The sequence below is a fragment of the Micromonospora sp. NPDC049060 genome, assembly GCF_040649055.1.
Taxonomy (GTDB): domain Bacteria; phylum Actinomycetota; class Actinomycetes; order Mycobacteriales; family Micromonosporaceae; genus Micromonospora; species Micromonospora reichwaldensis.
Map to the genome: position 1 here is coordinate 1 of NZ_JBEZEV010000061.1, position 12,710 is coordinate 12,710.

The 12,710-nt window shown below is 73.6% G+C and carries 9 protein-coding genes; 4 read left to right on the forward strand and 5 right to left on the reverse strand.

The window, feature by feature from the left end:
- Positions 1-65 precede the first annotated feature (65 nt).
- Entirely contained in the window at positions 66-716 is a 651-nt protein-coding gene (locus AB0B83_RS20640; RefSeq protein ID WP_357579561.1) for an MBL fold metallo-hydrolase, read from the reverse strand.
- Between the two features lie 8 nt (positions 717-724).
- Positions 725-1,441: a maleylpyruvate isomerase family mycothiol-dependent enzyme gene (locus AB0B83_RS20645; RefSeq protein ID WP_357579562.1), complete on the reverse strand. Its 717-nt coding sequence runs from the start codon at positions 1,439-1,441 to the stop codon at positions 725-727.
- Positions 1,442-1,610: 169 nt separating this feature from the next.
- Between AB0B83_RS20645 and rsgA the strand changes: the two genes are divergently transcribed.
- From rsgA to AB0B83_RS20660, 3 genes are all read left to right on the forward strand, one after another.
- Entirely contained in the window at positions 1,611-2,663 is a 1,053-nt protein-coding gene (gene rsgA / locus AB0B83_RS20650) for a ribosome small subunit-dependent GTPase A (RefSeq protein ID WP_311414601.1), read from the forward strand.
- Between the two features lie 335 nt (positions 2,664-2,998).
- Positions 2,999-5,944: an excinuclease ABC subunit UvrA gene (uvrA, locus tag AB0B83_RS20655; RefSeq protein WP_357579563.1), complete on the forward strand. Its 2,946-nt coding sequence runs from the start codon at positions 2,999-3,001 to the stop codon at positions 5,942-5,944.
- A 269-nt stretch (positions 5,945-6,213) separates the two neighbouring features.
- Entirely contained in the window at positions 6,214-6,696 is a 483-nt protein-coding gene (locus AB0B83_RS20660) for a Rieske (2Fe-2S) protein (RefSeq protein ID WP_151456977.1), read from the forward strand.
- A 45-nt stretch (positions 6,697-6,741) separates the two neighbouring features.
- Here the strand turns inward: AB0B83_RS20660 and AB0B83_RS20665 are convergent, their stop codons facing one another.
- Positions 6,742-8,040: an MFS transporter gene (locus tag AB0B83_RS20665; protein WP_357579564.1), complete on the reverse strand. Its 1,299-nt coding sequence runs from the start codon at positions 8,038-8,040 to the stop codon at positions 6,742-6,744.
- A 160-nt stretch (positions 8,041-8,200) separates the two neighbouring features.
- On the opposite strand from AB0B83_RS20665, the gene uvrC reads away from it, so the two are divergent.
- The gene (gene uvrC, locus AB0B83_RS20670; RefSeq protein WP_357579565.1) at positions 8,201-10,252 is read left to right on the forward strand and encodes an excinuclease ABC subunit UvrC; all 2,052 of its coding nucleotides are present in this window, start codon (positions 8,201-8,203) and stop codon (positions 10,250-10,252) included.
- Positions 10,253-10,355: 103 nt separating this feature from the next.
- Here the strand turns inward: uvrC and recQ are convergent, their stop codons facing one another.
- Together recQ and AB0B83_RS20680 are read right to left on the reverse strand one after the other, a co-directional pair.
- The gene (gene recQ, locus AB0B83_RS20675) at positions 10,356-12,194 is read right to left on the reverse strand and encodes a DNA helicase RecQ (protein ID WP_357579566.1); all 1,839 of its coding nucleotides are present in this window, start codon (positions 12,192-12,194) and stop codon (positions 10,356-10,358) included.
- A 109-nt stretch (positions 12,195-12,303) separates the two neighbouring features.
- The gene (locus AB0B83_RS20680; RefSeq protein WP_151453341.1) at positions 12,304-12,648 is read right to left on the reverse strand and encodes a hypothetical protein; all 345 of its coding nucleotides are present in this window, start codon (positions 12,646-12,648) and stop codon (positions 12,304-12,306) included.
- Positions 12,649-12,710: the final 62 nt, after the last annotated feature.

The window sequence follows — 12,710 nt, forward strand, 5'->3', positions numbered from 1 at the left end:
GCCGACTGCCCCGCTCGCTGATGCGAAGGGGCCCGCGAGCATGTTGCCGATCGACGACCGGACGCTCACGTTGATGGACCGCGACGGGGCAGCGCGGGGCGTTCCGCGCCGAGCGTGCTGTCCTTGCCGTGACCCGGGTAGAACCAGGTCTCGTCGGGCAGCCGGTCGAAGAGCTTGTGCTCGACGTCGTCGATGAGCGCGGAGAACCGCTCCGGGTCCTTGTCGGTGTTGCCGACCCCGCCGGGGAAGAGGCTGTCGCCGGTGAACAGGTGCGGCGACCCCGCCGGGTCGCGGTAGAGCAGCGCGATCGAGCCGGGGGTGTGGCCCTTGACGTGGATCACCTCCAGCGCGCAGTCGCCCACCGGCACGCTGTCGCCGTCGGCGAGCGTCGCGGCCTCGATCGGCAGCCCGGCCGCGTCGTCGGCGTGCACCAGGGGCCGGGCGCCGGTCTTGGCGACCACCTCCTCCAGCGCCACCCAGTGGTCCATGTGCTGGTGGGTGGTGACCACCGTGGCCAGCCCTGCGTCGCCGACCAGTTCGAGCAGCCGGGGCGCCTCGTTGGCGGCGTCGATCAGCACCTGCTCGCCGGTGGCCCGGCAGCGCAGCAGGTAGGCGTTGTTGTCCATCGGGCCCACCGACACCTTCGTGATGGTGAGCCGGTCGAGCTCGCGTACGGCCGGCGCGCCGCCGGGCGTGACGTCTCCGCTGTAGGTCATGAGGTCGTCTATATCCATTCCGGTGGTTGCGGCAGGGGGCCGTCGGGGGTGACGGTCAGCACGGTGCCCGGGCTGCGGCCGATCAGCCAGGCGGCGAGTTCGGGAGCGGCACCGGTGACCGTGGGGGCGGCGGTCCGGTCGCCGACGGCCAGTTCGTGCCGGCTGCCGTCGAAGCGCAGCACCATCGGCGGCACGTCGGCGCGGCCGGCGAGGTCGCCGACCACCTCGTGCAGCAGCCGGTGGCCGAACGACTCGGGCCAGTCGGCCGGCCGGTAGCCGGCGTCGAGGTCCACGTGGTGCACCTCGATCTCGCGCAGCCGGCCCCAGACCAGCATGGCCGCCGGCCAGGGGCCGCGCCGCGTCTGGACCGTGGCCGCCCACGCCTCGACCGGCATCGCGGCGACCGCCTCGGTGAACCGGACGGCCGAGCGGCGCAGGTCGTCCAGGTGGGCGGCGGGCGGGCGGGCGGCCCCGGCCTCGATGTCGGCGTCCCGGGCCGCCGCGGAGGCGTACATCGGGATCGGCTCGCCGGTGCGGGCCGCGACGAGCAGGTTGACGAAGCCGTCGGCGTTGCGGGCCAGGTGGGCCAGGACGTGTCCCCGGCTCCACGCCGGCAGCAGCGAGGCGGCGGCGAGGCCGGTGTCGTCGAGGGCGGCGGCGGTCCGCAGCAGACGGTCCGTGGCCGCGTCCACCTCGCCCGTCAGCAGAAGCGGATCCGTGGTCACCCACCGACCCTATCCGCCGGGGGACTCCGCGTCGCCGGGGAAATCGCTTTCGGCGCGTCGCGGCGCGTCCTACCGTCGGCGTGGAACGCGGCACCGGACGGCGGGGAGGTGGTGACCATGCCGGCAGCAGCACGCGTGCGTCAACCGCTCCGACACCGATGAGGATGCCATGACCATCGATTTGACCGCCCTCGGCTGGGATGCCGAGCGGGCGGCACACGTACCGCGACGCGGCGGGCACCGACCGGGCCGGGTGGCCCGGGTGGACCGCGGCGTCTGCACCGTGCTCTGCGCGGACGGCCCGGTCCGCGCCACCCTGGGCGGGGCGGTCCTGGCCGCCGCCGCCCGCGACCTGACCCGCCTGCCCTGCGCGGGGGACTGGGTGCTGCTGGGCACCTGGCCTGACCGCAACGTCACGGTGGAGGCGGTGCTGCCGAGGCGCACCGCCCTCGTCCGGCGGACCGCCGGCAAGGACGCCAGCGGCCAGGTGCTGGCCGCCAACCTCGACGCCGCCGCCGTGGTGGAGCCCGTGCACCCCGAGCCGGACGTCGGCCGGATCGAACGGCTGCTCTCCCTGGCGCACGAGTCCGGCGCCCGGCCGCTGGTCGTGCTCACCAAGGCCGACCTGGCGGCCGACCCGGAGGCCGTCGCGCGCCAGCTCGCCGGGATCGCCCCCGGCGTGCCGGTGCTGGCCGTCAGCGCCGAGCACGGCACCGGGCTCGACCCGCTGCGCGCCGAGGTGGCGCCCGGCCGCACGCTCGGCCTGCTCGGCCCGTCCGGCGCGGGCAAGTCGAGCCTGGTCAACGCGCTGGCCGGGGCGGCGCTGATGCCGACGCAGGCGATCCGGCGCGTCGACGGCAAGGGCCGGCACACCACCACCTGGCGGGCGCTGCTCCCGGTGCCCGGCGGCGGCGCCGTGCTGGACACCCCGGGGGTACGGGCGGTCGGCCTGCTCGACGGCTCGGCGGGGCTGGACCGGGCGTTCGCGGACATCGCCGAGCTGGCCACCGGCTGCCGGTACGCCGACTGCGGGCACGACGGGGAGCCCGCCTGCGCGGTGCGCGAGGCGCTGGAGACCGGCGAGCTGCCGGCGCGGCGCTGGGAGAGCTGGCGCAAGCTCCAGCGGGAGCTGGCCTTCGAGAGCCGGCGGCGGGAGGTCCGGCTGGCCGCGCAGCGGCGTGGCGGCTGGCGCGCGGGCCGGCGGCGGGCGGCCCGCCCCTGACGGAGGTAGGCACGGGCGGGGCCGGTCGTCGACCGGTCCCGCCCGTTTCTTCAGGGCCGGCTTCTTCGCCCGCCGCGGATCGGCTTCCTCGCCCGCCGCGGATCGGCTTCCTCGGGCGCGGCGACCGGCTTCCTCAGGCGCGGCGGATCGGTTTCCTCGGGCGCGGCGGACCGGGCTGAGCTGGGGGAATGTGCCGGCGAGGGAAGTTGTCGTACCTCGGGGCTAGAGTTGCCGAGGCGCCTTTCTGCGCGCCCACAACCACTCAGACAACCGCTCAGACCAGCCTTGGAGCGGACAATTCCTCCTCATCTTCTTCACCCGGGAGTACACGGACAGTGGCCGACCGACTGATCATCCGTGGCGCGCGCGAGCACAACCTGCGTGACGTCAGTCTCGACCTGCCCCGGGACGCCCTGATCGTGTTCACGGGGCTCTCCGGGTCGGGCAAGTCGAGCCTGGCCTTCGACACGATCTTCGCCGAGGGGCAGCGCCGCTACGTCGAGTCGCTGTCGTCGTACGCGCGGCAGTTCCTCGGCCAGATGGACAAGCCGGACGTCGACTTCATCGAGGGCCTGAGCCCGGCGGTCTCCATCGACCAGAAGTCCACCTCGCGCAACCCGCGCTCGACGGTGGGCACCATCACCGAGGTCTACGACTACCTCCGGCTGCTCTTCGCCCGCATCGGCGAGCCGCACTGCCCGGTCTGCGGCGAGCGGATCTCCCGGCAGACCCCGCAGCAGATCGTCGACCGGGTCCTCGCGATGACCGAGGGCACCAAGTTCATGGTGCTCTCGCCCGTGGTGCGCGGCCGCAAGGGCGAGTACGTCGACCTCTTCGCCGAGCTCCAGGCCAAGGGCTACGCCCGGGCCCGGGTCGACGGCGTCGTGCATCCGCTGACCGAGCCGCCGAAGCTGAAGAAGCAGGAGAAGCACACCATCGAGGTGGTGATCGACCGCCTCACCGTCAAGCCGAGCGCCAAGCAGCGGCTGACCGACTCGGTCGAGGCCGCCCTGGGCCTGTCCAACGGCCTCGTCCTGCTCGACTTCGTCGACCTGCCCGAGGACGATCCGGAGCGCGAGCGGCGCTACTCCGAGCACCTGGCCTGCCCCAACGACCACCCCCTCGCCATCGAGGACCTGGAGCCCCGGGTCTTCTCCTTCAACGCGCCCTACGGCGCGTGCCCCGAGTGCACCGGCCTGGGCACCAAGAAGGAGGTCGACCCCGAGCTGCTCGTCCCCGACCCGGAGCGTTCCCTGCGCGAGGGCGCGATCCAGCCCTGGTCGACCGGGCACAACCTGGAATACTTCCTGCGCCTGCTGGAGGCCCTCGGCGCGGCCGAGCACTTCGACGTCGACACGCCCTGGCGGGCCCTGCCGTCGCGGGCGCAGAAGACGATCCTGCACGGCTCCGACGACCAGGTGCACGTGCGCTACCGCAACAAGTTCGGCCGCGAGCGCTCCTACTACACCGGCTTCGAGGGCGTGGTGCAGTGGATCGAGCGCCGGCACACCGACACCGAGTCGGAGTGGTCGCGCGAGAAGTACGAGGGCTACATGCGCGACGTGCCCTGCGCGGCCTGCGGGGGCGCCCGGCTCAAGCCCGAGGTGCTCGCGGTCACCCTGGCCGGCAGGAGCATCGCCGAGGTCTGCAACCTCTCCGTCGGCGAGGCCGCCGACCTGCTCGCCGGCATCGAGCTGACCGACCGGCAGAAGCTGATCGCCGAGCGGGTGCTGAAGGAGATCAACGCCCGGCTGAAGTTCCTGCTCGACGTCGGCCTCGACTACCTCTCCCTGGACCGCCCGGCCGGCACCCTCTCGGGCGGCGAGGCGCAGCGCATCCGGCTGGCCACCCAGATCGGCTCCGGCCTGGTCGGGGTGCTCTACGTCCTCGACGAGCCGTCGATCGGGCTGCACCAGCGCGACAACCACCGGCTGATCGAGACCCTGGTCCGGCTGCGCGGCCTGGGCAACACGCTGATCGTCGTCGAGCACGACGAGGACACGATCCGCACCGCCGACTGGATCGTCGACATCGGCCCGGGCGCGGGCGAGCACGGCGGCAAGATCGTGCACAGCGGCTCCGTGTCGGCGCTGCTGGAGAACCCGGAGTCGGTGACCGGGGCCTACCTGTCGGGCCGCCGGTCGATCCCGACGCCGCAGGGGCGCCGCGCCCAGACCCCGGACCGGGAGCTGGTGGTGCACGGCGCGCGCGAGCACAACCTGCGCAACCTGACCGTGTCGTTCCCGCTCGGCCAGCTCATCGCCGTCACCGGGGTCAGCGGCTCCGGCAAGTCGACGCTGGTCAACGACATCCTCTACACGGTGCTGGCCAACCAGATCAACGGCGCGCGGCTGGTGCCCGGCCGGCACACCCGGGTCTCCGGGCTGGAGCACGTTGACAAGGTGGTCGGCGTCGACCAGTCGCCGATCGGCCGCACCCCGCGCTCCAACCCGGCCACCTACACCGGGGTCTGGGACCACGTCCGCAAGCTCTTCGCCGAGACCACCGAGGCCAAGGTCCGGGGCTACGGCCCCGGCCGGTTCTCGTTCAACGTCAAGGGCGGCCGCTGCGAGGCGTGCTCCGGCGACGGCACCATCAAGATCGAGATGAACTTCCTGCCCGACGTGTACGTCCCGTGCGAGGTCTGCAAGGGCGCCCGCTACAACCGGGAGACCCTGGAGGTGCACTACAAGGGCAAGACCGTCTCCGACGTGCTGGAGATGCCGATCGAGGAGGCGGCCGAGTTCTTCTCCGCCATCCCGGCCATCCACCGGCACCTCAAGACGCTTGTCGACGTCGGCCTCGGCTACGTCCGGCTCGGCCAGCCCGCGCCCACGCTCTCCGGCGGCGAGGCGCAGCGGGTCAAGCTCGCCTCCGAGTTGCAGAAGCGCTCGACCGGGCGGACGGTCTACGTCCTCGACGAGCCGACCACCGGCCTGCACTTCGAGGACATCCGCAAGCTGCTGATGGTGCTCGAGGGGCTTGTCGACAAGGGCAACACGGTGATCACCATCGAGCACAACCTCGACGTGATCAAGACGGCCGACTGGCTGATCGACATGGGCCCCGAGGGCGGTCACCGGGGCGGCACGGTGCTCGCCACCGGCACCCCCGAGGAGGTCGCCGAGGTGCCCGGCAGCCACACCGGCCACTTCCTGCGCCAGGTGCTCAAGCTCGACGGCGACGCGAAGGGCGCGGCGGCGGCCACCTCCCGGGCGGCCAAGGCCAACGGCACCAAGGCCGCCACCCGCCCCCGCAAGGCGCGGGCCGAGGCGCGCTGACGGCACGCTCCCCAGGTCGTGTGGGTGCGGGTCGACCAGGGCGACGACCAGGGACGGCGCGATCGACACCAGCCCGGGCAGTCGCCCGGTCACGCCGTCCGGCCGCCGGCAGGGGGCGGATCGCCGACGGGGCCATCCGGGGCGGGCCCACGCCCACCCTGGGTGGCCCTCGGTCGCCGATCAGGTGAACCGTCGGGCAGAGTGATCCGTGCACCCGAGTGTGGCCGCGGATCATGACCAGGCGGCGGCAGCCGAGAGAAGGGCGAGGCATGAGTGACGATCAGGGGCTGACCGGGCCGGCGACGCGGACGCGACGCGCCCTCCTCACGGGCGCGGGCGCGGTCGGCGCGGCGGTGGTCCTGGCCGCCTGCGGCAGCGACGACTCCGGCGACGGGGCGGCCCCGACCAGCGGCGGCCCGGCGGTGCCCAGCACCGGTGACGCCGGCGGCGGCGACCGCCAGGGCGCGCAGTCGCTGGCCCGTACGGCCGACATCCCGGTCGGCGGCGGCACGGTCTATCCCGCCCAGGGCGTGGTGATCACCCAGCCGCGCGAGGGCGAGTTCAAGGGGTTCGACTCGATCTGCACCCACCAGGGCTGCCCGGTGACGAACGTCGACGGCGGCACCATCAACTGCACCTGCCACTTCAGCAAGTTCTCGATCGAGGACGGCTCGGTGAAGGGCGGCCCGGCCACCAAGCCGCTGCCGCCGAAGAACGTCAAGGTCACCGGCGACCAGATCTCGCTGGCCTGACCCGTCGGGTGCGGCCGGCGACCCGAACCGGGCCGCTGGCACCGCTCAGTCCGCGGCGGCGCTCGCGTCGACCACCGACGGCCGCTCGCCCGCTGCCGGCCGCTCGCCCGTCGGCGGCCGCTCGCGCAGGGCGGCCGGCGGCAGGCTCCGCTCCAGCAGCAGGATGCCGGCGACGCCGACGGCGTTGAGTAGCGCCAGCACCAGCCAGGGCGCGGCGGTGTCGACCTCGTACAGGGTGCCGAAGAAGGCCGGCGCGACCATCGAGGCGAGGGCGAAGGAGTACTGGAAGGCCGCCAGGTATCGGCCCCGGGCGGCGATCGGGGCGGCGGCCGCGGCCAGCGCGGCGGACGCCGGCGCGTGCACCAGTTCCGCGACGGTGAACAGCAGCGTCGCCGCGACCAGCAGCGCGGCCACCACGCCGAGGCGCCCCGGGCCGAGGGTCGCCATGGCGAGGCTCCAGAGCGTCCAGAGGGCGGCGGCCAGCGCGACCGCACGGGTGCGGCGGTGCTGCGGCAGGCGGGCGCCGACGGGCGCCGACAGCAGGGCGACGAGGAACGCGTTGCCGGCCAGGACGGCGGAGGTCAGCCAGGCGGGGCCCCGCAGGTCCGTGAGCATCATCGTGGGCAGGGCCAGGCCGAGCATCATGGTGCTCAGCGCGAAGACGGTGTTCAGGCCGATGAGGGCGAGGAACGGGCGGTCCCGCAGCAGCGTGGCGTACCCGCCCCGCCCGGATCCCGCCGGGCGGTCGGTGGCCGGCGGGATCCGCACCCGGGCGGCGATGAGCACCGCGGCGAGGGCGAAGCAGGCCGCCGCCGCGTAGGCCACCGCGCGGTAGGTGCCGGCCCGCCCGTCGGCCACCACCACGCCCGTGGTCAGGCCCCCCACCGCCAGGCCGGCGGTACGGGCGCCGTTGCTGATCGCGTACCAGGTGTCCCGGGCCCAGCCGCCCGGGCTGCCGTCGGCGTAGTCGGCGACCGCCGTGAAGACGGCGGACCAGAAGAACCGCACGCCGACGGCGACCAGCGCCGCCGCCACGAAGACGCCGACCGGCCCCCGCACCCAGGCGTACGCCAGGTAGCCGGCGGCCTGGAGCAGTTGGGAGGCGACGACCACCGGCAGCGCCCCGATCCGGTCCGCCAGCGATCCCGCCCACAGCGGCACCGGCAGGGTGAGCACGGTCGCCGCGCTGAGCAGCACCCCGAGAAGCGCCAAGGGCACGTCGGTGAGCCGCAGGAAGTACACAAGCGACAGGGGCAGGAAGAGCCCGTTGCCGACCGAGTCGACGGTGAGCGCCGCCACGAGGACGGCACCCCCTCGGCTGCCTCCCGCGGGGTTCGCGCCCATGTCCCCGTGCTCCCCCCGCGTCGGCCGGCCAGGGGGCGGACGTTAGCGGGGAGCGACTCCGGCGGCACCGGAGTTTCGGGTTGCCGGGGGCCGGCGGGCGGGACGGGGCGGGGACGCGGCGTCCGGGGAGCTGTCGGGGGTGCGGACTAGGCTTGCTGCCGTGGCTGACCCCTCGACCTACCGTCCCGCGCCCGGCACCATCCCGGAGTCACCGGGGGTCTACCGGTTCCGCGACGGCACCGGCCGGGTGATCTACGTCGGCAAGGCGAAGAACCTGCGCAGTCGGCTCAACTCCTACTTCGCCGACCTGTGGGGCCTGCACCAGCGCACCCAGCAGATGGTCACCACCGCCGAGTCGGTGGACTGGGTCACCGTCGGCACCGAGGTCGAGGCGCTCCAGCTCGAATACACCTGGATCAAGCAGTACGACCCGCGTTTCAACGTCCGCTACCGCGACGACAAGTCCTACCCCTACCTCGCGGTCACCCTCGACGAGGAGTTCCCCCGGTTGCAGGTGATGCGGGGCGCCAAGCGCAAGGGGGTGCGCTACTTCGGGCCCTACTCGCACGCCTGGGCGATCCGCGAGACGCTCGACCTGCTGCTGCGGGTCTTCCCGGCGCGCACCTGCTCGGCGGGGGTGTTCAAGCGTGCCAGCCAGGTGGGCCGCCCCTGCCTGCTGGGTTACATCGGCAAGTGTTCGGCCCCCTGCGTCGGCAGCGTCACCCCCGAGCGGCACCGGGAGATCGTCGACGGTTTCTGCGACTTCATGGGCGGGCGCACCGACTCGATGGTGCGCCGGCTCGAACGCGAGATGACCGAGGCCAGCGAGCAGCTGGAGTTCGAGCGGGCGGCCCGGTTGCGCGACGACGTGGCCGCGCTGCGCCGGGCGATGGAGAAGCAGACAGTCGTGCTCGGCGACGGCACCGACGCCGACGTGGTGGCGTTCGCCGACGACCCCCTCGAAGCGGCCGTCCAGGTCTTCCACGTGCGCGACGGCCGCGTCCGTGGCCAGCGCGGCTGGGTGGTGGAGAAGACCGAGGAGCTGAGCACGGGCGACCTGGTGCACCACTTCTGCACCCAGGTCTACGGCGGCGAGCAGGGCGAGGCCGACGTGCCGCGCGAGCTGCTCGTGCCGGCGCTGCCCACCGACGCCGACGCGCTCGCCGACTGGCTCTCCGGCCACCGGGGCAGCCGGGTCAGCCTGCGGGTGCCGCAGCGCGGCGACAAACGGTCGCTGCTGGAGACGGTCGAGCGCAACGCCAAGGACGCCCTGGCCCGGCACAAGCTGCGCCGGGCCGGCGACCTGACCACCCGCAGCAAGGCGCTCGACGAGATCACCGAGGCGCTCGACATGCGCACCTCGCCGTTGCGCATCGAGTGCTTCGACATCTCCCAGATGCAGGGCACCGACGTGGTGGCGAGCATGGTCGTCTTCGAGGACGGGCTGCCCCGCAAGAGCGAATACCGGCGCTTCATCATCCGGGGCGCCACCGACGACCTCTCCGCCATGTCCGAGGTGCTGCGCCGCCGCTTCGCGCGCTACCTCGACGCCCGCGCCGAGACCGGCGAGGCGGGCGTCGAGCCGGCCGACGACCCGGTCGCCCCGGCCGGGCAGCCCGCGCCCGGCGCGCCCCGCGAACCCGGCGATCCCCACGATCCCCACGAGCCCGGCGGGTCCGACGAGCCGGGCGGGTCCGAGGAGCGCGCCGTCGGCGTCCTGATCGACCCGACCACGGGACGCCCCCGCCGGTTCGCGTACCCGCCGCAGCTGGTGGTGGTCGACGGCGGCGCGCCGCAGGTCGCGGCGGCGGCGCAGGCCCTCGCGGAGCTGGGCGTCGACGACGTGGCGCTGTGCGGCCTGGCCAAGCGGCTGGAGGAGGTGTGGCTGCCCGACGACGAGTTCCCGGTCATCCTGCCGCGCACCTCGGAGGGGCTCTATCTGCTGCAACGGGTGCGCGACGAGGCGCACCGCTTCGCCATCACCTTCCACCGCCAGCGGCGCTCCAAGCGGATGACCGAGTCGGCGCTCGACAGGGTGCCCGGCCTGGGGGAGGTGCGGCGCAAGGCGCTGCTGCGGCACTTCGGCTCGCTCAAGCGGCTCTCCGCCGCCACCGTCGAGGAGATCACCGAGGTGCCCGGCGTGGGCCGGCGCACCGCCGAGGCGATCCTCGCCGCGCTGGGCGGCGAGGCGAAGACCCCGGCCGGGGACTGACCCGCCGCCGTCGGCCCGCGCGCCGACGCCTGGCCGGGCCCGCGCAGCACCCGGTGCGACCCGAAGGCCAGGTGCACGTCGCGGACGGTGGCGCGGCCGGCCGTCACTCGGCCAGGACGGCCAGGATCTGCTCGCCGTACTTCGCGAGCTTGTTCTCGCCGACGCCGCTGACGGCGGACAGCTCGGCCAGCGACGTGGGCGCGTCGGTGGCGATCTGCCGCAGCGTGGCGTCGTGGAAGATCACGTACGCCGGGACGCCCTGCTCCTTGGCGGTGGCCCCCCGCCAGGCGCGCAGCCGCTCGAAGACCCCGGCGGCGGTGGGGGAGAGCTCGGCGACGACGGTGGCCGCCCCGCGTGGCTTCGCCGACCGGGACGAGGCGACCTTCTCCGGCTCGCGGCGCATCATCACCGTGCGGCGGCGGCCCAGCACCTCCGCGCTGGCCTCGGTGAGGGCCAGCGTGCCGTAGTCGCCCTCGACGGCCAGCAGCCCCTCGGCCAGCAGCTGCCGCACCACGCCGCGCCACTCGGCCTCGCGCAGCTCGCCGCCGATGCCGAAGACGGTCAGGGAGTCGTGGCCGTACTGGGTGACCTTGTCGGTCGTGCGGCCGAGCAGGATGTCGACGCAGTGCCCCGCGCCGAAGCGCTGGTTGCGTTCCCGGTCGAGCCGGAAGACCGTGGAGAGCAGCTTCTGCGCCGCGACGGTGCCGTCCCAGGACTCCGGCGGGCTGAGGCAGGTGTCGCAGTTGCCGCAGGCGGCTTCCGCCTTCTCGCCGAAGTAGTCGAGCAGCTGGCCCCGCCGGCAGCGGACCGTCTCGCAGAGGGCGAGCATCGCGTCGAGGTGGGCGGCGAGGTTGCGCCGGTGGGCGAGGTCCCCGTCGGAGGTCTCGATCATCTTGCGCTGCTGCACCACGTCCTGGAGCCCGTACGCCAGCCAGGCGGTCGACGGCAGCCCGTCGCGCCCGGCGCGACCGGTCTCCTGGTAGTAGCCCTCGACGGACTTGGGCAGGTCGAGGTGGGCGACGAAGCGGACGTCGGGCTTGTCGATGCCCATGCCGAACGCGATGGTCGCCACCATCACCAGGCCGTCCTCGCGCAGGAAGCGCTGCTGGTTGCGCGCGCGGGTCGCCGCGTCCAGGCCGGCGTGGTAGGGCAGCGCGGCGACGCCGTTGGCGGTGAGGAACTCCGCCGTCTTCTCCACCGAGGCGCGCGACAGGCAGTAGACGATGCCCGCGTCGCCGGGGTGCTCGTCGCGCAGCAGGCTCAGCAACTGCTTGCGCGGCTCGCGCTTGGGCACGATCCGGTACTGGATGTTGGGCCGGTCGAAGCTCGCCACGAAGTGCCGGGCGTCGGTGAGCTTGAGCCGGGTCGCGATCTCGTCGCGGGTCGCGCTGGTCGCGGTGGCGGTGAGCGCGATGCGGGGCACGTCGGGCCAGCGCTCGTGCAGCATCGACAGGGCGAGGTAGTCGGGGCGGAAGTCGTGCCCCCACTGCGACACGCAGTGCGCCTCGTCGATGGCGAACAGGGCGATCCTGCCCCGGTCGAGCAACTGCTGCACCCCGCGGGTGCCCAACGCCTCCGGGGCGAGGTAGAGCAGGTCCAGCTCGCCGCCGACGAACGCCCGCTCCACCACGCGGCGGGCGTCGAGATCCTGGGTCGAGTTGAGGAAGCCGGCCCGCACACCGACCGCCGTCAGCGCGTCGACCTGGTCCTGCATGAGCGCGATCAGCGGGGAGACCACCACCGCCACGCCGTCGCGGACCAGCGCGGGGATCTGGTAGCACAGCGACTTGCCGCCGCCGGTGGGCATCAGCACCAGCGCGTCGCCGCCGGCCACCACGTGGTCGATCACCTCCTGCTGGAAGCCGCGGAAGGCGTCGTAGCCGAAGACCCGGCGCAGCACCTCCAGGGCGTCGGCGGAGCGCAGGTCGGTGGGGGAAGCCATCCGAGGATTCTACGAACCTCCCCCGACAGCCGGCGGACCCGAGCGGGCGGGTCGCGGATCAGGGCGACCGCCGGACCGGAGCGTCGCGGTCCGGCGGCCTCCGGGTCGCTCAGTCGGGCTGGGCGGAACGCTTGGCCAGTCCGCGCGGCGGGGCCTTCATCCCGACCACGATGTCGACGATCTCGATGTAGCGGGCCTTGTTGCCCATCCGGAACGCCGTGGCTGCCGCGTTGATCTCCTCCAGGGTGTCCGCCTCGACCATGGTCACCTGGTCGTAGCGGCCGTTGACCCCGGTGCAGACCACGTGGGTGAGCTGCTTGGCGAAGCGGCCCAGGTCGCGGGCGTGCTCGGCGGAGACCTCGTGGATGCCCTCCCGGCCCAGGGCGAAGTATTCCGGATTGATCCTCATGAACAGGAAGCCGACGTATTTGTTCTTCTCCGCCAGATCGTGCATCCCGCCTCCCAGAAACCAGTCGCCACCTGCGGCGATCACGTGCAGCGTATGGACGTTGGCTG

Bases quoted from the DNA above. Each gene is read 5' to 3' on its own strand.
- AB0B83_RS20640 (WP_357579561.1), bottom strand. From the start codon at position 716: ATGACCTACAGCGGAGACGTCACGCCCGGCGGCGCGCCGGCCGTACGC.
- rsgA (WP_311414601.1), top strand. From the start codon at position 1,611: ATGACCATCGATTTGACCGCCCTCGGCTGGGATGCCGAGCGGGCGGCA.
- AB0B83_RS20660 (WP_151456977.1), top strand. From the start codon at position 6,214: ATGAGTGACGATCAGGGGCTGACCGGGCCGGCGACGCGGACGCGACGC.
- AB0B83_RS20665 (WP_357579564.1), bottom strand. From the start codon at position 8,040: ATGGGCGCGAACCCCGCGGGAGGCAGCCGAGGGGGTGCCGTCCTCGTG.
- recQ (WP_357579566.1), bottom strand. From the start codon at position 12,194: ATGGCTTCCCCCACCGACCTGCGCTCCGCCGACGCCCTGGAGGTGCTG.
- AB0B83_RS20680 (WP_151453341.1), bottom strand. From the start codon at position 12,648: ATGCACGATCTGGCGGAGAAGAACAAATACGTCGGCTTCCTGTTCATG.